Source organism: Hydrogenophaga pseudoflava NBRC 102511 (assembly GCF_001592285.1).
Taxonomy (GTDB): domain Bacteria; phylum Pseudomonadota; class Gammaproteobacteria; order Burkholderiales; family Burkholderiaceae_C; genus Hydrogenophaga; species Hydrogenophaga pseudoflava.
Window position 1 is genome coordinate 1 of the sequence record NZ_BCWQ01000010.1, and the last position, 24,010, is coordinate 24,010.

26 protein-coding genes and 3 tRNA genes are annotated in these 24,010 nt (G+C 68.2%); 8 read left to right on the plus strand and 21 right to left on the minus strand.

The genetic code is table 11. The features are described from left to right. Positions 1-44: 44 nt before the first annotated feature. The 11 genes from HPS01S_RS13000 to trpE form a co-directional block, all read right to left on the minus strand. Positions 45-119, minus strand: a tRNA-Thr gene (locus HPS01S_RS13000). 78 nt (positions 120-197) lie between these two features. Beyond that, positions 198-271 (minus strand) — tRNA-Gly (locus HPS01S_RS13005). A 33-nt stretch (positions 272-304) separates the two neighbouring features. Then, positions 305-390 (minus strand) — tRNA-Tyr (locus HPS01S_RS13010). Between the two features lie 17 nt (positions 391-407). Continuing rightward, positions 408-1,205, minus strand: coding sequence for a uracil-DNA glycosylase (locus HPS01S_RS13015; protein ID WP_084397354.1), 798 nt, complete (start codon positions 1,203-1,205; stop codon positions 408-410). Positions 1,206-1,214: 9 nt separating this feature from the next. Then, positions 1,215-2,015: an indole-3-glycerol phosphate synthase TrpC gene (gene trpC, locus HPS01S_RS13020; protein WP_066156669.1), complete on the minus strand. Its 801-nt coding sequence runs from the start codon at positions 2,013-2,015 to the stop codon at positions 1,215-1,217. Continuing rightward, the gene (locus HPS01S_RS21825) at positions 2,008-2,151 is read right to left on the minus strand and encodes a hypothetical protein (protein WP_157576303.1); all 144 of its coding nucleotides are present in this window, start codon (positions 2,149-2,151) and stop codon (positions 2,008-2,010) included. The genes trpC and HPS01S_RS21825 overlap by 8 nt, the downstream gene beginning before the upstream one ends. 8 nt (positions 2,152-2,159) lie before the next feature. Continuing rightward, positions 2,160-3,227: an anthranilate phosphoribosyltransferase gene (gene trpD / locus HPS01S_RS13025; RefSeq protein WP_066156671.1), complete on the minus strand. Its 1,068-nt coding sequence runs from the start codon at positions 3,225-3,227 to the stop codon at positions 2,160-2,162. 15 nt (positions 3,228-3,242) lie between these two features. Then, the gene (locus HPS01S_RS13030) at positions 3,243-3,896 is read right to left on the minus strand and encodes a LysE family translocator (protein WP_066156675.1); all 654 of its coding nucleotides are present in this window, start codon (positions 3,894-3,896) and stop codon (positions 3,243-3,245) included. A 19-nt stretch (positions 3,897-3,915) separates the two neighbouring features. Then, positions 3,916-4,989, minus strand: coding sequence for a low-specificity L-threonine aldolase (gene ltaE / locus HPS01S_RS13035; RefSeq protein WP_066156681.1), 1,074 nt, complete (start codon positions 4,987-4,989; stop codon positions 3,916-3,918). After that, complete coding sequence (locus HPS01S_RS13040) at positions 4,986-5,585, minus strand: anthranilate synthase component II (protein ID WP_066156683.1); 600 nt, start codon at positions 5,583-5,585, stop codon at positions 4,986-4,988. The genes ltaE and HPS01S_RS13040 overlap by 4 nt, the downstream gene beginning before the upstream one ends. Positions 5,586-5,590: 5 nt before the next feature. Then, positions 5,591-7,090: an anthranilate synthase component I gene (gene trpE, locus HPS01S_RS13045; RefSeq protein ID WP_066156685.1), complete on the minus strand. Its 1,500-nt coding sequence runs from the start codon at positions 7,088-7,090 to the stop codon at positions 5,591-5,593. Between the two features lie 363 nt (positions 7,091-7,453). On the opposite strand from trpE, the gene HPS01S_RS13050 reads away from it, so the two are divergent. Then, positions 7,454-8,059: a chalcone isomerase family protein gene (locus tag HPS01S_RS13050; protein WP_066156688.1), complete on the plus strand. Its 606-nt coding sequence runs from the start codon at positions 7,454-7,456 to the stop codon at positions 8,057-8,059. Here HPS01S_RS13050 and gph read toward each other — a convergent pair. Both gph and rpe read right to left on the minus strand, forming a co-directional pair. Continuing rightward, entirely contained in the window at positions 8,049-8,756 is a 708-nt protein-coding gene (gene gph, locus HPS01S_RS13055; protein WP_066156691.1) for a phosphoglycolate phosphatase, read from the minus strand. The two genes, HPS01S_RS13050 and gph, sit on opposite strands and share 11 nt — an antisense overlap. Further along, positions 8,756-9,433, minus strand: a complete 678-nt coding sequence (gene rpe / locus HPS01S_RS13060) for a ribulose-phosphate 3-epimerase (RefSeq protein ID WP_066156694.1) — start codon at positions 9,431-9,433, stop codon at positions 8,756-8,758. Before rpe ends, gph begins: the two co-directional genes overlap by 1 nt. Positions 9,434-9,513: 80 nt before the next feature. On the opposite strand from rpe, the gene apaG reads away from it, so the two are divergent. The 6 genes from apaG to HPS01S_RS13090 are packed head-to-tail and all read left to right on the plus strand — an operon-like array spanning position 9,514 to position 15,197. Beyond that, positions 9,514-9,915, plus strand: coding sequence for a Co2+/Mg2+ efflux facilitator ApaG/CorD (gene apaG / locus HPS01S_RS13065; RefSeq protein ID WP_066157137.1), 402 nt, complete (start codon positions 9,514-9,516; stop codon positions 9,913-9,915). Positions 9,916-9,940: 25 nt separating this feature from the next. Next, complete coding sequence (gene tlpB, locus HPS01S_RS13070; protein ID WP_084397378.1) at positions 9,941-11,989, plus strand: transporter-like protein TlpB; 2,049 nt, start codon at positions 9,941-9,943, stop codon at positions 11,987-11,989. A gap of 4 nt (positions 11,990-11,993) precedes the next feature. After that, a complete protein-coding gene (thiL, locus tag HPS01S_RS13075; RefSeq protein ID WP_066156700.1) occupies positions 11,994-12,956 on the plus strand; it encodes a thiamine-phosphate kinase in 963 nt (320 codons plus the stop codon). Between the two features lie 34 nt (positions 12,957-12,990). Further along, positions 12,991-13,521: a phosphatidylglycerophosphatase A family protein gene (locus HPS01S_RS13080; protein ID WP_066156703.1), complete on the plus strand. Its 531-nt coding sequence runs from the start codon at positions 12,991-12,993 to the stop codon at positions 13,519-13,521. Between the two features lie 3 nt (positions 13,522-13,524). Next, positions 13,525-14,013 (plus strand): CinA family protein, encoded by a 489-nt coding sequence (locus tag HPS01S_RS13085; protein ID WP_066156705.1) that lies wholly within the window; start codon positions 13,525-13,527, stop codon positions 14,011-14,013. An 8-nt stretch (positions 14,014-14,021) separates the two neighbouring features. Further along, the gene (locus HPS01S_RS13090; RefSeq protein ID WP_066156707.1) at positions 14,022-15,197 is read left to right on the plus strand and encodes a DNA alkylation repair protein; all 1,176 of its coding nucleotides are present in this window, start codon (positions 14,022-14,024) and stop codon (positions 15,195-15,197) included. An 18-nt stretch (positions 15,198-15,215) separates the two neighbouring features. Here HPS01S_RS13090 and HPS01S_RS13095 read toward each other — a convergent pair whose 3' ends face one another. Then, the gene (locus HPS01S_RS13095; protein ID WP_066156709.1) at positions 15,216-15,995 is read right to left on the minus strand and encodes a UPF0149 family protein; all 780 of its coding nucleotides are present in this window, start codon (positions 15,993-15,995) and stop codon (positions 15,216-15,218) included. 61 nt (positions 15,996-16,056) lie between these two features. Here HPS01S_RS13095 and HPS01S_RS13100 point away from each other — a divergent pair, with 61 nt between their 5' ends. Further along, positions 16,057-17,676 (plus strand): FMN-binding glutamate synthase family protein, encoded by a 1,620-nt coding sequence (locus tag HPS01S_RS13100; protein WP_066157141.1) that lies wholly within the window; start codon positions 16,057-16,059, stop codon positions 17,674-17,676. Positions 17,677-17,679: 3 nt separating this feature from the next. Here HPS01S_RS13100 and HPS01S_RS13105 read toward each other — a convergent pair whose 3' ends face one another. The 7 genes from HPS01S_RS13105 to HPS01S_RS13135 all read right to left on the minus strand — a co-directional run bounded on the left by HPS01S_RS13105 (position 17,680) and on the right by HPS01S_RS13135 (position 24,010). Next, positions 17,680-18,117, minus strand: coding sequence for a putative toxin-antitoxin system toxin component, PIN family (locus tag HPS01S_RS13105; RefSeq protein WP_066156711.1), 438 nt, complete (start codon positions 18,115-18,117; stop codon positions 17,680-17,682). Next, positions 18,114-19,442, minus strand: a complete 1,329-nt coding sequence (locus HPS01S_RS13110) for a THUMP domain-containing class I SAM-dependent RNA methyltransferase (protein ID WP_066156713.1) — start codon at positions 19,440-19,442, stop codon at positions 18,114-18,116. Before HPS01S_RS13110 ends, HPS01S_RS13105 begins: the two co-directional genes overlap by 4 nt. Then, positions 19,439-21,058, minus strand: coding sequence for an RNA polymerase factor sigma-54 (locus HPS01S_RS13115; protein WP_066156714.1), 1,620 nt, complete (start codon positions 21,056-21,058; stop codon positions 19,439-19,441). The genes HPS01S_RS13110 and HPS01S_RS13115 overlap by 4 nt, the downstream gene beginning before the upstream one ends. Before the next feature lie 12 nt (positions 21,059-21,070). Beyond that, positions 21,071-21,820: an LPS export ABC transporter ATP-binding protein gene (lptB, locus tag HPS01S_RS13120; RefSeq protein ID WP_066156716.1), complete on the minus strand. Its 750-nt coding sequence runs from the start codon at positions 21,818-21,820 to the stop codon at positions 21,071-21,073. 35 nt (positions 21,821-21,855) lie between these two features. Beyond that, positions 21,856-22,455, minus strand: a complete 600-nt coding sequence (lptA, locus tag HPS01S_RS13125) for a lipopolysaccharide transport periplasmic protein LptA (RefSeq protein WP_066156719.1) — start codon at positions 22,453-22,455, stop codon at positions 21,856-21,858. 177 nt (positions 22,456-22,632) lie between these two features. Further along, positions 22,633-23,271: a thiol:disulfide interchange protein DsbA/DsbL gene (locus tag HPS01S_RS13130; protein ID WP_066156722.1), complete on the minus strand. Its 639-nt coding sequence runs from the start codon at positions 23,269-23,271 to the stop codon at positions 22,633-22,635. 70 nt (positions 23,272-23,341) lie between these two features. Then, positions 23,342-24,010, minus strand: a complete 669-nt coding sequence (locus tag HPS01S_RS13135; RefSeq protein WP_066156725.1) for an SPOR domain-containing protein — start codon at positions 24,008-24,010, stop codon at positions 23,342-23,344.

The window sequence follows — 24,010 nt, forward strand, 5'->3', positions numbered from 1 at the left end:
TTTTTCAGCTCCAAAACAAAATTGCCGAAACACCAGAACAAAGATGGTGCCCTTGGCGGGAATCGGACCCGCGACCTCTCCCTTACCAAGGGAGTGCTCTACCACTGAGCCACAAGGGCCAAGACATCCGACACACGCCGGATACCCTGAAATTCAAAATCCACGCCCGCTGGTCAGGCGGAGTCAACAACCAAAGATGGAGCGGGAGACGGGAATCGAACCCGCGTCATCAGCTTGGAAGGCTGGGGTTCTACCATTGAACTACTCCCGCACAGATTTCCATCGCTCTCACATCTGCAGTCATTGGTGGAGGGGGCTGGATTCGAACCAGCGTACTCGCAAGAGGGCAGATTTACAGTCTGCTGCCATTAACCACTCGGCCACCCCTCCACAAACGCAGCCCGACATTATGCCACGGTTTTTTTGACCGTGTCACTCAACGCCATCAACGACCAGTCAATTGGAGCAACACCCTGCTCCGCCAGCCACCGGTTCGCCGCACCAAAGTGGCCACACCCCAGGAACGGGACCGGACCGCGACTGGCAGACAAGGGTGACGGGTGGTTGGCACACAGCACCTTGTGGCGGGACACATCGATCAAGTCGGCCTTCTTCTGGGCGTGAGCCCCCCACAACAAAAACACCTTTGGCACGGCAGATGCACTGCAAGCCTCGATGACGGCATCGGTGAGCACTTCCCAGCCCTGCCCTGCATGACTACCCGCCTGACCATCCTCCACCGTCAGGCAGGTGTTGAGCAGCAACACGCCTTGTCGCGCCCACGGCGCCAGTGAGCCATCTTCCGGCTCCGGCAGTCCGAGGTCACGGCATAGCTCCTTGAAGATGTTGCGCAGGCTCGGGGGTTTGCGCACAACCGATGCCACTGAAAACGCCAGCCCTTCGGCCTGACCTGGCCCGTGATAAGGGTCCTGCCCGACGATCACCACACGGACATCGGCCGGACCTCCCCAGGACAAGGCCCGCAAAGGTTCTGGCGGATAGATCACCGCGCCGACCCGCAGGCGTTCGCGAAGGAAAGCCAGCAGCCCCTGTCCGGCCTTGTCCGACCAGAATCGGTCGAGCACCGGGCGCCAGGTCTCTGCGACCGGCCAACGCGCCGGGTCGATCTCCCTGAGCCAGGGCACCGGATCGGTCGATGGCCGCGTCGGCGCCACGCCGTCCCATTCAAAAGATTCCTGTCGCATGAACGCGATTCAGGAAAACAGCTCGGCCAGCGCCAGCCCGGGCTCGGGTGCACGCATGAAGGCCTCGCCCACCAGGAAGGCATGCACACCAGCCTCGCGCATGGTTCGCACATTCTCTCGCCCGAGGATCCCGGACTCGGTGACCAGCAGCCGGTCGGCCGGCACCTCGGGCAGCATGTCCAGGGTGGTTTGCAGGGTCACTTCGAAAGTGCGCAGGTTCCGGTTGTTGATGCCCAGCAGTGGCGTTTTCAGCCTGAGCGCACGATGCAGCTCGTCGCGGTCGTGCACCTCGACCAGCACCGCCATGTTCATGCCCATGGCGATGGCCTCCAGGTCGGCCATCTGCGCATCGTCCAGGCAGGCGGCGATCAGCAGGATGCAGTCCGCCCCCATGGCCCGGGCCTCGTAGACCTGGTAGGGGTCGACCATGAAGTCTTTGCGCAGCACCGGCAGATCGCAGCTGGCTCGCGCCTGCTTGAGGTAGTCCGCGCTGCCCTGGAAGAACTGGCGGTCGGTCAGCACCGACAGGCAGGCTGCACTGACCCGGCCATCGCCCTCGGCATAGCTCTGGGCAATGTCGGCAGGAATGAAGTCCTCGCGAATCACGCCCTTGCTCGGACTGGCTTTTTTTATCTCGGCAATCACCGCCGCTTGTCCCGCGGCGATCTTGGCGCGCAACGCACCTTCGAAATCGCGGGTCAGCACACGGCTTTCGGCATCAAAGCGCATCGCCTCCAACGGCTTCTTCTTGCGCGCGGCGGCGATCTCTTCGCGCTTGACCGCGACGATCTGGTTCAGGATGTCACTCATGTTTCTGCGATTCCTCGGGCCGCGGAGTCTGCAGCACCTTCTTGATGACGCGGTGCATGACCACACCGGCGATGATGAACAGGGCGGAGACGCCCAACGCAATCCAGGCGCCTTCGCTCTGCAGCCACACGGGCACGGAGCACCTCAGACGCCCGCGCCAGCGACAGCCGACTGGGTGAACACCTGCAGCTCGCGCAGCTTGGCCGCCGCCGCGCCCGATTCAAGGGTTCGGCGCGCCAGCGCAATGCCCTGCGCCATGTCGGGGGCGACGTTGGCCGCGTAGAGCGCCACGCCGGCGTTGAGCGCCACGATGTCGCGGGCCGCCTTGAGCACTGGATCGTCCCGGTTCTCCAGCACGCCCAGCAGCATCGCCTTGGAGTCCTCGGGCGTCTCCACGCGCAGCGCGCGGCTGCTGGCCATGGTCAGGCCGAAATCCTCGGGGTGGATTTCGTACTCGGCGATCTCGCCGTTCTTAAGTTCCCCCACCATGGTGGCAGCGCCCAGCGACACTTCGTCCATGCCGTCCCGGCCATAGACCACGACCGCATGCTCGGCGCCCAGCCGCTGCAGCGCGCGCACCTGAATGCCGACCAGGTCGGGGTGGAACACGCCCATCAGGATGTTGGGCGCCGAGGCCGGATTGGTCAGCGGGCCAAGAATGTTGAAGATGGTCTTGATGCCCAGCTCGCGGCGCACCGGCGCCACGTTCTTCATGGCCGGGTGGTGGTTGGGGGCGAACATGAAGCCCACACCCACCTCGGCGATGCTGCGCGCGATCACGTCCGGCGGCAGGTTGATGTTGATGCCCAGGCTCTCCAGCACGTCGGCGCTGCCGCTTTTGCTGGAGACACTGCGTCCGCCGTGCTTGCTGACCTTGGCGCCCGCAGCGGCAGCCACGAACATGGCGCAGGTGGAGATGTTGAACGTGTGCGAGCCGTCGCCGCCCGTGCCCACGATGTCCACCAGGTGCGTCTTGTCGGCCACATGCACCTTGGTCGAGAACTCGCGCATCACCTGAGCAGCGGCGGTGATCTCGCCAATGGTTTCTTTCTTCACGCGCAGCCCGGTGATCAGGGCCGCCATCATCACGGGCGACATCTCGCCACCCATGATCATGCGCATGAGGTGCAGCATCTCGTCGTGGAAGATTTCGCGGTGCTCGATGGTGCGCTGCAGGGCTTCCTGCGGGGTGATCTTGTGGGCGTGGGGCATGGGGGTCTCCGGAAATCAGCGGGAAGGATTGTCGGACAGGGCGAGCTTGAGGCCAAAGCCGATGAACATGAGGCCGGCCGCGCGGTCCATCCAGTGCATGGCGCGCTGCACCGCACCAACGCGGCGCGAGGCCCAGCCGGCCAGCCAGGCGTAGCCGAAGTTGATCGGCAGCGAGTTCAGGTTGAACAGCAGACCCAGCAGCAGAAAGGCGGTCACCTTGTCCTCGGTGCCCGGCGCGATGAACTGCGGCACAAAGGCCAGGAAGAACAGCGCCACCTTGGGGTTCAGGACATTGGTCAGAAAACCTTGGCGGTACACGCGCCACAGATTCACCGCCGCCACCTCCGCGCTCACGCCCGCCGGCACGATGGAAGAACCACCGCCCTTGGCCAGCAGCAACTTGACGCCCATCCACATCAGGTAAGCCGCACCCGCCCACTTGAGCAAGGTGAAAGCTGTGGCTGAGGTGGCCAGCAACGCGCCGACGCCGAGGGCGGCGGCAAACACGTGGACGAAACAGCCGCTGACGACCCCCAGCGCGGCCACCATGCCGGCCCGCACACCGCTCTTGAGCGCGCTGCTGACGATGTAGAGCACATCGGGACCGGGCGTGAGGTTGAGCAGCCAGCCCGCCGCGATGAACATGAGAAGTTGCGTCGAATCGGGCATGGCGTTGTTCCTGGACCGATCAGTAGGGGCCGGTGCGCCCGGCTGCGGTGCCCGCTGCGGGCGCCTCGACAAAGAAGCGGCGCACGGTGGCGAGGGCATGGTCGATGCCAGCGGTGTCCACATCGAGGTGGGTCACGAAACGCAGGCCGATCAGCCCGGTGGCCAGCACGCCGTGCGCTTTCAAGAACTCCAGCAACGCCGGACCTTGGCCATCGGCCACGTCGACGAAGACGATGTTGGTTTCAGCCGATTTCACCGTCAGACCATCGATGCCGCGCAGGCCGTCGGCCAGCCGCCGCGCGTTGGCGTGGTCTTCGACCAGACGCTCCGCATGGTGATCCAGCGCGTGCAGCGCGCAGGCTGCCAGCAGTCCCGCTTGGCGCAGGCCGCCGCCGGCCATCTTGCGGATGCGGCGCGCGCGCGCAATCAGTTCGTGCGACCCGCACAGGGCCGACCCCACCGGTGCGCCTAGGCCCTTGCTGAAGCAGACGGACAGGCTGTCGAAGTGGTCGGCAATCTCGCGCAGGCGGGCGAACGTGGTCTGCTCCGGCGCGGCCGACGCGACAGCAGCGTTGAACACGCGCGCGCCGTCCAGATGCGTATTGAGGCCCTTCTCCCGAGCCAGTGCTGTCGCGGTGCGCAGGTATTCGTCCGGCATCACGTGGCCGTTCCAGGTGTTCTCCAGACACAGCAACCGGGTGCGCGCGAAGTGCGGATCGTCGGGTTTGATGGCCGCGGCAATGTCGGGGAGCGCCATGCGACCTTGCGCATCCTGTGTCAGCGGCTGCGGCTGGACACTGCCGAACACCGCCGCGCCGCCACCCTCGTAGCGGTAGGTGTGGGCCAGCTGACCGACGATGTACTCGTCACCGCGTCCGCAATGCGCCAGGATGCCGCAGAGGTTGCTCTGCGTGCCCGAGGGCATGAACAGCGCGGCCTCCTTGCCGGTCAGCGCTGCCATGCGTTCCTGCAGCGCGTTGACCGTCGGATCATCGCCGAACACATCGTCGCCCAGCGGCGCGGCCATCATGGCCTCCCGCATGGCGGCCGTGGGTTGGGTGACAGTGTCGCTGCGCAGATCGACAGTTTTCATGCCTGCTCCAGGAAGTTCTTGAGCATGGCGTGCCCGTGCTCGGTCAGGATGCTCTCGGGGTGGAACTGCACGCCTTCGATGGCCAGGGTCTTGTGCTTGACGCCCATGATCTCGCCGTCCGGCGTCCAGGCCGTCACCTTGAGGCAGTCGGGGCAGCTTTCGCGTTCGATGGCCAGCGAGTGGTATCGGTTGACCGTGAACTGCTCGGGCAGGTTCGCGAACACGCCCTCCTGCGTCGTGGTAATCACGCTGGTCTTGCCGTGCATCAGCTCCTGCGCGCGGATGATCTTGCCGCCGAAGGCTGCTCCGACAGCCTGATGACCCAGGCAGACGCCGAGGATGGGCAGCTTGCCGGCAAAGTGCTGGATGGCCGGCACCGAGATGCCGGCCTCGGCCGGCGAGCAGGGGCCGGGCGAGATGACCAGGCGGTCGATCTGGCCGGCGTCGAGCCGGCGCTGGATCTCGTCCACCGTGATCTCGTCGTTGCGCACGACGGTCACGTCGGCACCCAATTCACCGAAGTACTGCACGATGTTGAAGGTGAACGAGTCGTAGTTGTCCACCATGAGCAGCTGGATTTTTTTGTTCGTGGTCATAGCGTTCACTCCAGACCTTCTTCCACCAGTTCCGCGGCCCGCAGCAGCGCCCGCGCCTTGTGTTCGGTTTCCCTCCATTCCATCTCGGGCACCGAGTCGGCCACCACACCGGCCGCGGCCTGCACGTGCAGGGTCTGGTCCTTGATGATCGCGGTGCGGATGGCGATCGCCACGTCCATGTCGCCGGCGTAGCTGAGATACCCGCAGGCGCCGCCGTAAATGCCGCGCTTGACCGGCTCGAGCTGGTCGATCAGTTCCATGGCATGCACCTTGGGCGCACCGGTCAGCGTGCCGGCCGGGAAGGTGGCCTTGAGCACGTCCATGTTGGTCATGCCGTCGTTCAGCACGCCCTCGACGTTGCTCACGATGTGCATGACGTGGCTGTAGCGCTCGACCACGAAGGCCTCGGTCACCTTGACCGTGCCGATCTTGGCGATGCGGCCGATGTCGTTGCGCGCCAGATCGATCAGCATCACATGCTCGGCGCGCTCCTTGGGATCGGCCAGCAGCTCGACCTCGGTCGCCTTGTCCTTCTCGGGCGTGGCGCCGCGCGGGCGGGTGCCGGCCAGCGGGCGGATGATGACCTTCTGCCCCTCTTCCGTGTGCTCCTGGCGCACCAGGATCTCGGGCGACGCCCCCACCACGTGGAAATTCCCGAAGTGGTAGTAGTACATGTAGGGGCTGGGGTTGAGCGAGCGCAGCGCACGGTAGAGCGACAGCGGCGACTCGGTGTAGCGCTTGCTGATGCGCTGGCCCACCTGCACCTGCATGAAGTCGCCCGCGGCGATCAGTTCCTTGGCGCGTTCGACCGATTTCAGGTACTCGTCCTTGGCGAAGCTGCGCTGGGCCGGATGGCTCTGGCTGGGTTTGACCACCGGCGCCGCCACCGAGTATTTGAGTGCCTCCTTGAGCTCGCGCAGGCGCTTCTTGGCGTTGGCGTAGGCCTCCGGCTGGGCCGGGTCGGCGTAGACGATCAGGTAGAGCTTGCCCGAGAGGTTGTCGATGACCGCCAGTTCCTCGCACTGCAGCAGCAGGATGTCGGGTGTACCCAGCGTGTCGGGCGGACAGGTGTGTTCCAGCTTCTTCTCGATGTAGCGCACCGCGTCGTAACCGAAATAGCCCGCCAGACCGCCGCAGAAACGCGGCAGGCCTGGCCGCAGCGCGACCTTGAAGCGCTGCTGGTAGGCGGCGATGAAGTCCAGCGGGTTGCCGTGGTTCGTTTCGACCACCACGCCGTCGCGGACCACCTCGGTCCTGGCCTCGGCACCGAAACCGCTGGCGCGCAGCAGGGTGCGGGCAGGCAGGCCGATGAAGCTGTAGCGACCGAAGCGCTCGCCGCCAACGACGGATTCGAGCAGGAAACTGTTGGCGCCATCGCCCCGGCCATGGGCCAGCTTGAGGTACAGCGAGAGCGGGGTTTCGAGGTCCGCGAAGGCCTCGACCATCAGCGGGATGCGGTTGTAGCCCTGTTGCGTGAGGCTCTTGAATTCGAGTTCGGTGATCACGGTTCTTGCTCCGGGGTGCCTGGGCGGTGCCAGGGACCGTCTGTGAGGGATGCAGCCGGATCGGCTGCAGGCTTGCGGGGCGCTGGACGGACGCTGCGGGCCGGCCCGTGCCCCTTCAGAGGGGGGAGTGCACGTTTACGCTGGCTTGCGCCAGGGCCAGGCTCCCCGACCATTGCGGCCAGGTGCGAAACCTGCAGAGAACGTGAGAGAAGCGAACATGACGGCGCAGTGTAGCAAAGCGCGTCGCCTGCGAGGCGCCGGTCATCGACCGGCAAACACCTCAGGGTCATCCCGAGCTTGTTTCCGGTTCCGGGTTTGCGGACAATGCAAAAACGAACGATCGTTCTATTTGGAGCCATCCCCATGAACACGCCACGTCTTCACCTGTTTGTGCCCCGGCTCGTCCTGGCGAGCGCCTTGGCCGTGGCCAGCCTGCCGACCCTGGCTGCGACGGTGGAGGTGGCAGGCGTCAAGCTCGAAGACCGGGTGACATTGGCCGGAAAGCCCCTGACCCTCAACGGTGCCGGCGTCCGCTACAAGGCGGTGTTCAAGGTCTACACCGCTGGCTTCTACGTGGAGAAGCCCGCCAGCACAACCGACGCGCTGCTGGACCAGCCCGGCCCCAAGCGCATGACCATCACCATGCTGCGCGACATCGACTCGGCAGAACTGGGCAAGCTGTTCTCCCGCGGCATGGAAGACAACATGGAAAAGGGCAGCTTTGCCAAGCTCATCCCGGGCGTGATGCGCATGAGCCAGGTGTTCACCAACCACAAGGTGCTCAAGACAGGCGAGAACTTCATGCTCGACTGGATTCCCGGCACCGGGACCGTGCTCACGGTCAAAGGCCAGGTGGAAGGCGAGCCGTTCCGGGAACCGGAGTTCTTCGAGGCCCTGATGCGCATCTGGCTCGGCCCCAAGCCGGCCGACTGGCAGCTCAAGGACGCCCTGCTCGGGATCAAGAAGTAAGGCGCTCCGCCAGTTCAAGCAGCGAGTCCACCAGCAGGTCGTGCGGAGCCTGCGCCACCGGCTGGCCGTGGTTGTAGCCGTAGGTGACCAGCGCGACCGTGCAGCCCGCCGCACGCGACGCCAGGGCGTCGTTCTGGGAATCCCCGACCATCAAGGCCCGTCCGGGCTCGACGCCCATGGCGGCGCAGGTGCCCAGGATGGGCATCGGGTCGGGCTTCTTGCGCTCGAAACTGTCGCCACCGAACACCCAGCCGAAATACCCGTCGAGCGCCTTGGCCTTGAGCAGGCCCTGCGCAAACGCCAGCGGCTTGTTCGTCAGGCAGGCCATCGGCAGCCGCATTGACTTCAGTATCGCCAGCCCCTCGACCACACCCGGGTAGACCGCGGAGAACTCGCCGTTGATGCGCAGGTAGTGGTGCTGGTAGCGCTGCCAGGCGGGCTCGTAGAGCGTGTCGACGCTGCGCGCCTGGCAGACATTGGACAGCCCGGTCACCTCGGGCAGCGCCAGCTGGTGCGCCAGCACCGAGCGGATCAGGTGCTCCGAACCTTTGCCGACGGTGCGCTCGATGAGGGCGCGCGTGACCGGCGGCAGGTCCAGGTCGGCCAGGGTGCGGTTGAGGGCCTCCTCGAAGTCGCCCAGCGTGTCGACCATGGTGCCGTCGAGATCGACGATCACCGCCTTGATGCCGGTCAGCATCAGGCGAGCGCAGCGCGCATCTGATCGATCACAGCCTTGTAATCCGGCTTGCCAAAAATCGCGCTGCCGGCCACGAAGGTGTCGGCGCCGGCGTCGGCCACGCGGCGGATGTTGTCGGCCTTGATGCCGCCGTCCACTTCCAGGCGGATGTCCTTGCCGCTGGCTTCGATGCGCTTGCGCGCCTGCTCGATCTTGCGCAGCGCCGAGTCGATGAAGCTCTGGCCGCCGAAACCTGGGTTGACGCTCATGATGAGGATCAGGTCGATGTCCTCGATCACCCAGTCCAGCACGTCCAGCGGCTGAGCGGGATTGAAAGTCAGGCCGGCCTGGGCGCCTTTGGCCTTGATGGCTTGCACGCTGCGGTGCACGTGGGCACTGGCGTCGGGGTGGAAGCTCACCAGATCGGCACCGGCGTCGATGAAGGCGCCGGCCAGCGCATCCACCGGCTGGATCATCAGGTGCACGTCGATCGGCACCGGCGTGCCGTCGGGCTTTTTCGCGTGTGGCTTGAGCGCCTGGCAGACCATGGGACCGAAGGTCAGGTTGGGCACGTAGTGGTTGTCCATCACGTCGAAATGGACCCAGTCGGCGCCGGCGGCGATGACGTTCTTCACCTCCTCCCCCAGGCGGGCGAAGTCGGCGGACAGGATGGACGGGGCAATGCGGTAGGTGGTCATAAAAAGGGTCCGGATGGGCGCAGTTCCGCCATTTTCGCAGGGCCTGCCGGGTTATGCGGCGCCGCGGTAACATGCCCGCCATGCCGAAATACCAGTTCACCTGCGAGGTCGAGCCACAGTACCTGGCCGAACAGTCCGCGCCGGACGAGGACATCTACGCCTTCGCCTACACCATCACCATCACCAACACCGGTGACGTGACGGCGCAGCTGATTTCGCGCCACTGGATCATCGACGACGCCCGCGGTCACACCGAGGAGGTCAAGGGTCTGGGCGTGGTCGGCCACCAGCCGCTGCTGCGGCCGGGTGAATCGTTCCAGTACACCAGCGGCACCCGCCTGGGCACGCGCTCGGGCAGCATGCGAGGCAGCTACTTCTGCGTGGCCGAAGACGGCGAGCGCTTCGAGGCCGAGGTGCCCGAGTTCGCGCTGGTGGCCGACTGCGGCGGTGGCAGCGACCAGCCGCCGCGCGTGCTGCACTGACGCAGGCCGGGCTGTGACCAGCGCTGTGGACCCGGTCCGACTGCTCGACCGGCTGGACCCCGAGGCGCCGCTGGCCGAGCGGCACCTCTGGCTGATCGAGGTGCTGCAATGGGTGCGTGGCACCGACGGCGATGCCCGGGCCAGCGTGGCCCGGTTGCAGGTGCTGCTGGACACCGCCCAGGCACGCCCCGGCTGGGTGCGCCGCTGGCGCGCCTGGTGGCGCCGCTTCACCGACACCGTGGACCTGGCGCCGCTGCTGGCCGACCACGGCTTCGCACCGCGCACCGCCTTCCTGAGCGAATTCGGTCACCGCGTGCGCAAGAAGCTGCTGCCCGGCACGCCCGAGACCACCGACCTGGGCGCGCTGTTCGACCTGCTGCTGCCCACGTCCGGCGACGTGCGCTGGCTGCGCGCCCTGGACAGCCAGACGCTGCACCGGCTGCACGCGCTGCTGTTCAGCCCGGGTCCGGACGAACCGGCGACCACCGGACCCGGCCTGTGGGAACGGTCCCTGCTGGATGCGCTGGTGTTCTGCGTGGGCCAGATCACGGCCACCGGCTACGCCGCCGAGATCCGCGTGCGCATGTCCGAGGCCGCCAAGTCGGAGCGCACCTTCCACCAGCTGCCGGTCGACATGGAAGACCTGCGCGACGCGGTGCTGGCCCATGGCGTGCACAGCGCCGAGGTGCAGGCCGCGGCCACCCACCTGCGCACGCAGCTGGATGCCTGCCGCCACGCGGCCTACTCGGTCTACACCCACCTGGACGCCCACGGCGTCTCGGTCGGCATCGTGTTCCGGCTGCGCCAGCTGCGCGAGCGCGTGCTGCGCGCCAAGTCCCTGCTGGACTGCCTGCAGTCGGCCCAGCCCGAGCGCGCCACGGCGGCCCTGCTGGCCGACCTGGCCCAGATGGGCCACGACAACCGCAGCCTGCGCGCGCTGATCGCCAGCAGCTCGCACCTGACCGCGGCCAAGGTGGCCGAGCGCAGCGCCGAGAGCGGGGAGCACTACATCACCCGCGACGCGGCCGAATACCGGCAAATGCTGGGCAAGGCGGCCGGCGGCGGCGCGCTGATCGGCATCACCACCTGGGTCAAATTCGCGCTGTATGGTCTGGGCCTGTCGCTGTTCTGGAACGGCTTTGCCGCCGGCCTGAACTACGCCTTCTTCTTCGTGCTGGTGCAGCTGCTGCACTGGACCGTGGCGACCAAGCAGCCGGCGGTGACGGCGCCGGCCATGGTGGCCAAGCTGCGCGACATCCGCCAGCCCGGCGCGGTGTGGCGCTTCGTCGACGAGGTGGCCAACCTGCTGCGTTCGCAGATCGCGGCCATTCTGGGCAACGTCGGCCTGGTGATCCCGGTGGTCATGCTGATCAGCGGTCTGCTGAGCGCGTTCACCGGCGCGTCCATGATCGACGCCGAGAAGGCGCAGCACGTGCTGCACGACATGCAGCTGCTGGGGCCGACCGCGCTGTTTGCCGCCCTCACCGGCGTGCTGCTGTTCTCCTCCAGCATCATCGCGGGCTGGGTCGAGAACTGGTTCGTGTTCCACCGCCTCGACTCGGCGATCCGGCACAACCCGCGCACCACCCGCTGGCTGGGGCGCGCGCGCGCCGACCGCTGGGCCGGCTTCCTGCGCCGCAACATCTCCGGTCTGGCGGCCAACATCTCGCTGGGCCTGATGCTGGGCATCGTGCCGGCCTTTGCCGAGTTCTTCGGCCTGGGCCTGCAGGTGCGCCACGTCACGCTGTCTGCCGGTCAGGTGGCGGCAGCCGCCATGTCGCTGGGCGGGGACGTGCTGCGCGAGCCGGCGTTCTGGTCGGCCGTGGCCGGCGTGGCCGTGGTCGGCCCGATCAACCTGGCGGTGAGCTTCTACCTGGCGTTCCGGCTGGCGCTGAAGGCACAGGCGATCAACGACGCGCACCGCAGCCGCATCTACGCCGCCCTGCGCCACCGCCTGCGCCACGCACCGCTGAGCTTCCTGCTGCCGCCGCGCCCTGGCGCGGAACCACCGCCGGACGCGAGCGACGACGGTTTGAGCGCCGACGCCCCCGACACCGAAACCACACGGGGCTGACGGCGTGGGCGAGTTCGAGCTGATCCGTCGGCATTTCCAGCGCGCGAAGTCCGGGCCGGCGGTGGCGCTGGGCATTGGCGACGACTGCGCCCTGCTCACGCCCAGCCCTGGTCACCAGCTCGCCATCTCCAGCGACATGCTGGTAGAGGGTCACCACTTCTTTCCCGATGTCGACCCGCAAGCACTGGGCCACAAGGCGCTTGCGGTCAATCTCAGCGATCTCGCGGCCATGGGCGCCCGGCCCCTGGGTTTCACGCTGGCGCTGGCCCTGCCCCAGGCCGACGACGGCTGGCTGCACGCCTTCTCTGACGGCCTGCTGGCCCTGGCCGATGACCACGGCTGCCCTCTGGTGGGCGGCGACACCACGCGTGGCCCGCTGAACCTCTGCATCACGGTGTTCGGCGAAGTGACACCCGGACACGCGCTGCGCCGCAATGCCGCCCGGGCCGGCGACGAGCTCTGGCTGAGCGGTCGCACCGGCGAGGCGCGGCTGGCGCTGGAGCGGCTGCGTGGCACCGCCTGGGCGCTGGCGGCACCGGACGACGAGGCCCTGTGCCGCCAGCGGCTGGAGCGGCCAGCGCCCAGGCTGGCGCTGGGCCAGGCGCTGGCCGGTGTGGCGCACGCCGCCCTTGACCTCAGCGACGGACTGGCCGGTGACCTCGGCCACATCCTCGCGGCCAGCGGCGTCGGCGCCGAAATCGACCTGGCCGCGCTGCCGGTGGCGCCGGCCCTGCAACCGCTGGCCGACGCGGACCGCCTGGAGTGTCTGCTCAACGGCGGCGACGACTACGAGCTGCTGTTCACCGCTCCCGCGTCGGCGCGGGACCACATCCTGCGCGCGGGCACCGCCAGTGCCACCCCGGTGCAACGCATCGGTTGCATCACCGCCGAAGCAGGGTTGCGCCTGCTCGGACCGGACGGCCGCGTGCGGCCGATGAGCGCCCGCAGCTACGACCATTTCGCCTGAGTGCTGGCCGCGACGCGGAACCGATAATCCCGCCATGCCCGAGACCCTGGCCGCCGACGTTTCCCCTCCGGTCGTTCACCGGCCCGACCTGAAATTCCTGCTCGCCCACCCGGCGCACTTCATCGCCCTGGGCGCCGGTTCGGGCCTGTCGCGCGCCGCGCCCGGCACCGTCGGCACGCTCTGGGCCTGGGCGGCGTTCGTGCTGCTGCAGCCCCTCATGACCGACCTGCGCTGGGCGGCGCTGATCGGGGCCGCCACCCTGGTCGGCTGGTGGGCCTGCACCGTCACCGCGCGGCACATGCGCATCGCCGACTCGGGCCACATCGTCTGGGACGAGGTGGTCGCCTTCTGGCTGGTGCTCTGGCTGGTGATGCCCACGGGCTTCTGGGGCCAGCTCGTCGCCTTTGCGCTGTTCCGGCTGTTCGACGCCGTGAAGATCGGTCCCATGGCCTGGGCCGACCGCACCTTCAAGGGCTTCGGCCCGCGCGGCGGCTTCGGCATCCTGCTCGACGACTTCGCGGCCGCCCTGTGCACGCTGCTCGTCATCGCCCTCTGGAAGTACTGACCCATGCACCCCATTCCGACCCTGGTGGAACAGCTGGCCATGGCCCTGCGGGCGCGCGGCCAGATGATGGCGACTGCCGAGAGCTGCACCGGCGGCCTGATCGCCGGCGCCTGCACCGAGATCAGCGGTTCCAGCGACTGGTTCGAGCGCGGCTTCGTGACCTATTCCAACGCCGCCAAGTGCGAGCTGCTGGGCGTGCCGGCCGCGCTGATCGAGGCGCATGGCGCGGTCAGCGAGGCGGTCGCCCGCACGATGGCCGCGGGCGCGGTGGCGAACGCGCACGCGCACTGGTCGGTGGCGGTCACCGGCATCGCCGGCCCCACGGGCGGCACCGCCGACAAGCCGGTGGGCACGGTCTGGTTCGGCTGGGCCACGCCCGAAGGCGTGTTCACCGAGCACCGCCGATTCGACGGCGACCGCGCCACCGTGCGGCAGGCCACCGTGGCGCACGCGCTGGACGGGCTGCTGCGGCGGCTGTCGCAACACCCCTGAGCCGCGGCATGGCCGAGCCGTTCAAGAACCTGATCAGCACCCGCACCGTCGACACCGCGGGCCGCCACCTGCAGCGCGTGTGGCCCCGCTTCAACCGCGCTGCGTTCGAGCAGCAGGCGGCCAGCGGGCTGGATGCGCTCGAATTCAAGGCCCGCGCGATGCAGCTGGCCGACGCCCTGGAGGCCACGCTGCCGGACCGCTTCGCACACGCCGCGGACCTGATCGAGGCCAGCCTCGCACCACCGACCGCGCTCGACGCCGAGGGCGAACCGGTGGGCCTGGCCAACAACGAACACGGCGAGACCGACGAACCCGGCCTGCGCGGCTGGGTGGTCTGGTCGCTGGCGGAGTTCGTGGCGCGGCGCGGCATGGGCGACCTGCCCCGTGCCCTGGCCTGCCTGCACGCCCTGACCCAGCGCTTCTCGTCCGAGTTCGCGATCCGCCCGTTCATCCAGCGCCATCCGGACGCCGTGTTCGCGACCCTGGCACAGTGGGTTCATGATCCCAGCGCCCACGTGCGCCGGCTGGTCAGCGAAGGCTCGCGCCCCCGCCTGCCCTGGGGCCTGCGGCTGCAGGCGCTGGTGGCCGATCCGGCGCCGACGCTGCCCCTGCTGCGCGCCCTGCAGGACGACCCCAGTGCCTATGTGCGACGCAGCGTCGCCAACCACCTCAACGACATCGCCAAAGACCATCCGGACCTGGTCGCAGCCTGGGTGCAGACCCACCGGCCCAGCGCGGGCGCACAGCGGGAGGCGCTGCTGCGCCACGCCAGCCGCGGCCTGATCAAGCAGGGCCATGCGCCCACCCTGGCGGCCTGGGGCCTGGCGCGCGGACTGGAGGGCGAGGCCCGGCTGCAGCTGTCGGCACACCGCGCCCCCATCGGCGGGCACATCGGCCTGGAGGTGCAGTTGCACAGCACCGCGACCCGCCCGCAGACCCTGGTGGTCGACTACCTGGTGCACCACGTGCGCGCCAACGGAGGCACCAGCCCCAAGGTGTTCAAGGGCTGGAAGCTGGTGCTGGCGCCGGGCGAACGCTGCACCCTGAGCAAGCGCCACAGCCTGCGCCCGGTCACCACCCGCACCCTCTACCCGGGCCGGCACCGCATCGAGCTGCAGGTCAACGGCGAGGTGTGCGCCGAGGCCGCGTTCGAACTTACGGCCCAGGAACCGGAAGGCGGCTGAGCCCCTTTCGGGTGGCGCTCAGGCGCCGTGGCACTTCTTGAATTTCTTGCCGCTGCCACAGGGGCATGGGTCGTTGCGGCCGGGTTCGGCCGACTTGCGCACGGGGTCCACGCGCGGCCCCAGGCTCTGCCAGATCTGGTGCAGGTCGTAGACCGCCCAGATCGCCGACCCGAAGGCGTTGGCACGCGCCTCGCTCACGCTCGGCGGCCCCTCTTCGGCGTGCATGTTGAACGCGGGCTGGCCGGTGTCGTCTTCGGTCAGCACCACGATGGCGTCGAGCGCCTCATCGATCCAGCCGGCGGTTTCGGCGTCGCGCGGCGGCATCCACTCCTCTTCCCAGTTCTCGACCACGAACATGAAGCCCAGCGCCCAGACCTGGCCGAAGGCCGGCAGCGGCTGGTCCGCGATCTCGGCCCGCTCCGCCTCGGGCAGCATCGCCACCGCGCCGCGCACGTCCATCACCTCGGGGTGGTAGGCGCGATCGTCGTCCAGCGATTCGACCTTGGCCGCGAGCGATGCCGCCACCTCGTTCCAGCGCCGCGTCCACAGGTCCCTGAACAGGGTGGCCTGCTCGGCGTCCTTGAACGACAGGTCACCCTCGTCCTCGCCGACGCCCACCACCACCGGCAGGGCCTCTTCCGCACTCACCGGGCGGCGGGTGCACAGCAGGGCTGCGATCGCGCCTTCGCAGAACTCCCATTGCGGCACCTCTTCGTCGCCGACACGAAGGTCGTCCAGGATCGCCTCCAGGGCATCAAACTCGGCGTTGTCCATGGGGGGCAGGTTGTCAAAGCTCATCGGATCGGGGTGGGGTCTTAAGATGCGGGCCAGTGTAGCCGCGCCACCCAGGATGCCCGACATGCTCGACCGCCTCAACGCCCTCTATCCCGTGCGGTACACCGCCCTCGCGCTGTGCGTGGTGTGCGCCCTGCTGAGCCTGTTCACCCTGGTCGGCTTCGGCATCGGCGGCTTCTGGTTCCTGGTGTTCACCGGCCTCTCGGTCCTGGGCTACCGGGACCTGCGCCAGACCAAGAGCGCGGTGCTGCGCAACTATCCCGTCATCGGCCACCTGCGCTTCATGCTGGAAAAAATCCGGCCCGAGATGCGCCAGTACTTCATCGAAGGCGACACCGAGGCCGCACCGTTCTCGCGCAGCCAGCGCAGCCTGGCCTACGCGCGCGCCAAGGGCGAGACCGACAAGCGGCCCTTCGGCACCCAGCTCGATGTCAAGGCCGATGGCCACGAGTGGCTGAACCACTCGCTGGCGCCGACCCACCTGGACTCGCACGATTTCCGCATCACCATCGGCGGCCCGGCCTGCGCCCAGCCCTACGAAGCGAGCGTGTTCAACATCTCGGCCATGAGCTTCGGCGCGCTCTCGGCCAACGCCATTCAGGCGCTCAACAGCGGCGCGCAGCAGGGGCGCTTTGCCCACGACACCGGCGAAGGCTCCATCAGCAGCTGGCACCGGCTGCACGGCGGCGACCTGGTCTGGGAAATCGGCTCCGGCTACTTCGGCTGCCGCGACGAACAGGGCCGCTTCAACGACGACCGGTTCAAGGCCAACGCGCTGGACCCGCAGGTGAAGATGATCGAGCTCAAGCTCAGCCAGGGCGCCAAGCCGGGTCACGGCGGTGTGCTGCCCGGCACCAAGGTGACGCCCGAGATCGCGGCCGCGCGCGGGGTGCCGGTGGGCCAGGACTGCATCTCGCCGGCGGCGCACAGCGCGTTCTCCACGCCCATCGAGATGCTGCGCTTCATCGCCCACCTGCGCGAGCTCTCGGGCGGCAAGCCCACCGGCTTCAAGCTCTGCATCGGCCACCCCTGGGAGTGGTTTGCCATCGTCAAGGCGATGCTGGAAACTGGCCTCACGCCCGACTTCATCGTGGTCGATGGCGCCGAGGGCGGCACCGGCGCCGCCCCGCTGGAGTTCACCGACCACGTGGGCGCGCCGCTGCAGGAGGGCCTGCGCCTGGTGCACAACACCCTGGTGGGCGTGAACCTGCGCGACCGCATCAAGATCGGCGCCTCCGGCAAGATCGTCAGCGCCTTCGACATCGCGCGCGCCATGGCCATCGGCGCGGACTGGTGCAACAGCGCACGCGGCTTCATGTTCGCGCTGGGCTGCATCCAGGCCCAGAGCTGCCACACCGGACAGTGCCCGACCGGCGTCAGCACGCAGGATCCGATGCGCCAACAGGCCCTGGTGGTGCCCGACAAGGCCACGCGGGTCTTCAACTTCCACCAGAACACGCTCAAGGCCCTGCAGGAGCTGGTGCAGGCCGCCGGGCTGCAGCACCCCGGCGAGATCAGCGCCCAGCACATCGTGCGCCGCGTCAACGAGAACGAGGTCCGGCTGCTGTCCAACCTGCTGCCCACTGTGGCGCCCGGCGCGCTGCTGGGCGACATCCACAGCCTGCACCCGGTGTTCACCACCTACTGGCCCAGCGCCAGCGCCGAACAGTTCGCGCAGGTCTGAGGGTCAGACGCCCGGTGGACACGCCGGCCACTGCCGGCCGACCGCCACACCCAGCGTCGCCAGCCGCTTGCGCATGCACAGCACCGCCTTGTCCTTGCTCAGCAGCGTGGCACCGTGCTGCACGGCGAGGTCGATGAACTGCTGGTCGTCGCCGTCCTTGCAGGTGTAGGGCGCCTTGGGCGCCAGGTCCACGATCTGCACGCGCGCGTCGAATGCCGCCAGCACCCCGTCGGCGGTCAGGGCACGGGACGCCAGGCGCTTGACCACCTGCGGGTAGTCCAGCACGCGCCGCAGTTCCTCGCGCATCACCGGCGTCGCCAGCCAGCGCGTCTGCGCATCGGCCAGCCGCTCGCGCAGTGGCACCGTGGCCGGGTCTTCGTAGACGAAGAGGTCGAGCACGACGTTGGTGTCGAGCACCAGCACCGTCGTCGAGGCGGTCATGCCGATGGCTCGGCCGGCGCGCGCCGTGCGGTGAGGTCGAAGCGGAACAGCCGGCACTCGATGGGACCGTTCCACAGCGGCACGCGGCGCGACTCCTTGAAACGCATCTTGCCGGGCAGCTTGAGGTCGGGCGTGAGCAACCAGGCACTCCAGCCGGCGTAGTGGCTCTTCCAGTGCGTGGCCAGCTGCGCGAAGAAATCGCTGCCGTCGCTGCCATCGGCCATCTGGGCGCTCTCGCGGCCTAAGCCGGGCTCGGGAGCGGCCTTGGCACCCACGGTGAAGGTGCGGGGCGCACGCGCACCGCGTTCGGCCGCCCGCACCTGGGCGCTCTGCCCTGCCACCCCGGCCGCCGCAATGCGCTCGCCATAGGGCGGGTTCAGCAGCATCACGCCGGGCTTGTCGGTCGGCGGCATGCGCTGCAGCGCGTCACCGCCACGCAGCTCCATCGCGAAGGCCACACCCGCGCGTTCGGCGTTGCGCTGCGCGAAGTCGACCATGCGGAAGGCCACGTCACTGCCGAACACGATGGGCTTGCGCCCGGCCGGCCACTCGCGGCGCTGCTTCGCGGCCTCGTCCTTGAGGGCGTGCCAGACGTGTGGCTGGAACGGCAGCAGCTTCTCGAACGCGAAGCGGCGCTGCAGACCGGGAGCGACCCGCAGCGCGATCTGTGCCGCCTCGATCGCCACCGTGCCGCTGCCGCAGCAGGGGTCGTACAGCGGCACGATGTCGTCCAGCGATTCGGCCTCGGCGCCGTTCCAGCCGGTGGCGGCGATCATGGCCGCGGCCAGCGTTTCCTTCAGCGGCGCGTCGCCCTTGTCCTCGCGCCAGCCGCGCTTGAACAGCGGCTCGCCCGAGGTGTCGATGTAGAGGCTCACCGTGTCGGTGGTCAGGTGGGCGTAGAGCCGCACGTCGGGCCAGGTGGTGTTGACGCTGGGGCGCTCGCCGCGCCTGTCGCGGAAGCGGTCGCAGACCGCGTCCTTGATCTTGAGCGCCGCGAAGTTCAGGCTCTTGAGCGGGCTGTGCTGCGCCGTGACCTCGACCTTGATGGTCTGCTGCGGCGTGAACCAGATTTCCCAGGCGACCTCGCTGGCGGCCGCGTACAGGTCGTTCTCGCTGCGGTAGCCGCCGTGCCAGAGTTGCACCAGCACGCGCTGCGCGAGCCGGCAGTGCAGGTTGAGCTTGAGCGCGTCGCGCCAGGACGCCTGCAGCGCCACACCGGCGCGCGACTTCTGCACCGCGGTCTCGCCCGTGATGCGCGTGACTTCGGCGGCGAGGTAGTCCTCCACGCCGGCGGCGCAGGGGAGGAAAAGATTCAATTGGTTCAAAGCGCTTTTCTCAGGTTCGCCGGCGCGATGCGCAGCGCCTCGCGGTATTTCGCGACCGTGCGGCGCGCGCACTCGATGCCCTGCTCCTTGAGCAGGTCCGAGAGCTGGTTGTCGGACAGCGGCTTGGTCGGCTCTTCGGACGCGATGAACTGCTTGAGCAGGGCGCGCACCGCCGTGCTCGACGCATTGCCGCCGGTCTCGGTGCCCAGGCTGGAGCCGAAAAAGTACTTGAGTTCGTAGGTGCCGAACGGCGTGGCCATGTACTTGGCCGTGGTCACGCGGCTGATGGTGGACTCGTGCAGGCCCAGCTCATCGGCAATCTCGCGCAGCACCAGCGGGCGCATGGCGAGTTCGCCGTGCATGAAGAAGTTGCGCTGGCGCTCGACGATGGCGCTGGAGACGCGCAGGATGGTGTCGAAGCGCTGCTGGATGTTCTTGATGAACCAGCGCGCTTCCTGCAGCCGCTGCTGCATGGCCGCGTGGCCGGCTTCGCCGCCGGCCTCGCGCCGCCCCCGCAGGGCGTTGGCATAGACGTCGTGCACGCGCAGGCGCGGCATCACCTCGGCGTTGAGCGAGACCTTGAAACCGCGACCGGCGCGGGTGACGATCACGTCGGGCACCACGACGTTGCGCTCGACGTCGACGAAGCGCCGGCCCGGCTTGGGCTCCAGGCGTGCGATCAGCGCCAGCGCGGCGCGCACGGTCTCGTCGTCGTGCCCGGTGGCCGCACACAGGCGCTTGATGTCGCGCTTGGCCATCAGCTCCAGCGGCTGCTCGCAGATCGCCAGCGCCGCGCGGGCGGCGGGCGTGTTGCGCAGCTCCATGATCTGCAGCCGCAGGCACTCGCCCAGGTCGCGCGCGCCCACGCCCGTGGGCTCCATCTGCTGCAGCCACTGCAGGGCCATGCCCAGGCGCTGCTCGATGGCCTCGACTTCGTCGAAGCGCGGCTCTTCGTCGGCCGGCCGGCCCGCGGTCAGGCGCCAGCAGGCGCGCGCCAGCTCGTGCAGGCTGTCCTCCAGATACCCGTCGTCGTTGAGCGACTCGATCAGGAAGTACAGCGCCGCGCTGTCCTCGTCCGACAGGCGCAGGCAGCGCGCCTGCTCGTGCAGCTGGTCCTGCAGGCTAACCGGCACACGGGCCAGGTCGGCGGCCGTGGCGGTGTCGTCGTCGTCACCGCCGGAACCGCTGTTGCGCGCGGGTGCATCGCCGCCCCATTCGCTGTCGTCGGGCGCCATCTCGACGGTGCCGTCGCCTTCCCAGCTTTCTTCGACCGGCGCGGCGCCGTCCAGCCGACTCTCGACCTCGTCGCTGGCGCTGTCTGCGCTGTCGGCCTGGGTGGTGCGGGTGTCCGGTTCGGCGCTGCGCAGCTCGACCACCGGCTGCGCCGCTTCTTCCAGCTGCTCGCCGGCGACCACCGGTGCGTCCGCGGTCTGCACGCCGAAATCTTCGCGATCGGCCACTTCCTCGCCCCGTTCCAGGAACGGGTTCTCGTCGAGCATCTGCTCGACTTCCTGAGCCATCTCCAGCGTGGACAGCTGCAACAGGCGGATCGACTGCTGCAGTTGCGGCGTCAGCGCGAGGTGCTGCGACACCCGCAGCGACAGACCTTGCTTCATCGGCTCATTCCGTCACATGCGGAAGTTCTCGCCCAGGTAGACGCGGCGCACCTCGGCGTTTTCAATGATCTCGGCGGTGGTACCGCTGGCCAGCACATGACCGTCGCTGATGATGTAGGCGTGGTCGCAGATGCCCAGGGTTTCGCGCACGTTGTGGTCGGTGATCAGCACACCGATGCCGCGCGACTTGAGGAAACTGATGATGTGCTGGATCTCCAGCACCGCGATCGGGTCGATGCCGGCGAAGGGCTCATCCAGCAGGATGAACCGCGGCCGGGTGGCCAGCGCGCGGGCGATCTCCACGCGACGGCGCTCTCCGCCCGAGAGGGCGGGCGCGGGCGAATCGCGCAGGTGGTCGACGCGCAGCTCCTTGAGCAGCTCGTCCAGCCGGGCATCGATCTCGCGCGCCGACAACGGCTGGCCGTTCGCGTCCTGCTGCAGCTCCAGCACCGCGCGCACGTTCTGCGCCACCGTGAGCTTGCGGAAGATCGAGGCTTCCTGCGGCAGGTAACCCAGCCCCAGCCGGGCACGGCGGTGGATGGGCAAGGACTCGATGCGGTGACCGTCCAGCAGGATCTCGCCACCGTCGGCCCGCAGCAGGCCGACGATCATGTAGAACGACGTGGTCTTGCCGGCACCGTTGGGGCCCAGCAGTCCCACCACCTCGCCCTTGTCCACCGACAGGGACACGTCCTTGACCACCTTGCGGCTGCCGTAGGACTTCTTGAGTCCCCGGACCTCCAGACGGCTGTGCGACGGCATGTCGCCCGACGGACTGGCGCTGGCGACGGTCTCCGTCACTTCTTGGGCTCGGTGATCTTGCCGCTGGGACGCAGCGTGGCCGGATCGGTCGCCGGGGCGGCGGGGCCGTTCTTCTCCTCTTCCGGGATCGGCGTGAGCATGGCGCGCACGCGGCCGGTGGGGTTGGCGGCGGTCTTGCTGGTGTCCCCACCCTTGACCGTGAACACCTCGGTCAGGCTGTTGTAGAGGATCTCGCTGCCCACGCTCTGGTCGTTGAGCAGGGTGCCGCGGTAGCGGCGCAGCACCGCGCGACCGGTGAACAGCACCGTCTGCGCCTTGCTGTCGTATTCGATGCGATCACCCTCGCCCTCGATCCATTCGTCCACGCCTTCCCGCTTCTGGCGGAAGAAACCGGCCTTTTCGGGGGTGCCCAGCAGCAGACCGTACTGATTGCCTTGCGGGTCCTGGCGCACGTCCAGCTTGGCACCGCGCATCAGGATGGTGCCCTTGGTGATCACCACGTTGCCTGTGAACACGCTGGTCTGGCGTGTCTCTTCGTAGCGCAGCGCATCGGCCTCCACGTTCATGGGCTTGTCCTTGTCGGCCTTTTCGGCCTGCGCCAGCAGGGGCAGCATCAGGCCAATGACGGCCAACATCCGGGCGATGGAACGGGGGGTTGGTGCGTGTGGGTGCATGGCGTTTGAGGGCACAGATCTTGCATTCATTGTAGCGGCGCCCAGAGCGTTTCGCCGCTGCGCCGGCACATTGTGCCCGCCATGAAACCAGGAAGCCCGCACAGGGCGGGCTCCGAAGGGAAGAGGGTCAGAAACCGGTCAGCCTTTGCGGGCCTCGGCAATCAGCGAGTCCGCCACCAGCAGGGTGCGCGGCCCTTGTCCGCCCACATAGAACTTGCCGGCGATGCCCAGGGCGGGCGTGCCTTCCACCTGGTAGGCGTCCTGCAGACCAACGGCCTTCTCCGCCAGCTTGGCAGCCTGGCCATTGAAGATGCCCAGAAACTGCTCGCGGTTGACACCCTGTTTTTCGATCCAGGCGGTGATGGCGGGCGCGGTCGTCAGCGGCTGGCGCTCTTCGTGGATCGCCTTGAACACCTTGACGTGCAGCGTGTCCACCAAGTTCAAGGCCTCCAGCGTGAAGTACAGGCGCTGCATCGGCACGAAGTTCTGGTTGAAGGCCACCGGCATGCGGCGCACCGTCACATGGGCCGGTTTGCGCTTGATCCACTCATGAAAGACCGGTTCAAAGTTGTAGCAGTGGATGCAGCTGTACGCGAAGAACTCGACCACCTCGACCTGCCCCGCCGGGCTCTCGGTCGGCGCCGGCTTGGCCAGCCGCTGGAAATCGGTGCCTTCCTTGAAGGCCACGCGCTGGGCCAGGGCCGGCGACAGGGTCAGCCCGCTGGCGGTGGCGGCACCAGCCACCAGGAGGCTGCGCGAAAAATCTCGACGATGCATGGAATCGGACTCCTTGAAATGACCTGAATCAGGCTCCCGGGACAGCGAAAAGTTCCTCGGTACCGTGCAATCAGCGCTGCACCCGCACCAGCGCCGCTTCCACCCCGTTCACCTCCAGCTGTTCGCGCGTGGCCTCGGCCATGGCCTTCTGGCCAAATGGTCCCATGCGGACACGGAACACGGTGCGCCCCGCCTGCTCGCGTTCGGTGATGGTGGCGTCCATGCCCAGCATGGCCAGCCGTGCTTTCTGCGCCTGCGCCTCTTCGGGAGACTTGAATGCCCCCGCCTGCACGAAGTAGGAGAAGGGGTCGGCCCCCTGCGCAGCCGCGGGCTCCGACGCCCCTCCGGCCTTGGCCCTCATGAGGTCGCCCAGCGGATCGCTGTCCGGCTTGGTGGCCGCGTCAGCGGCTTTGGCGGCCGGCGCCTTGTCGGGCTCCGCCGCTGAGGCGTCCTTCGGTGCCGCGTCGCCGGCGGCCGGCGGGGTCGTTTCGACTGGAGCCGGCAGCGGCGGCGGCTTGTTCACCAACCCGGCGTTCGGGTTCCAGCCCTTGTTGCGTTCGGCCTCGGCCGCATCGTCGGCCGGCTTGCGGGTGACACCGCGGTCCACGAATGGCACCGGCACGCGCGTCACATACACGGCCACCGAGAGCGCCAGGCCCAGGCCGACGAGCAGGCCGACCACAAAGCCAACCAGGGTGCCGCCACGCTGAGCGCGGGCCTGCGGGAATGAAATGTTCAT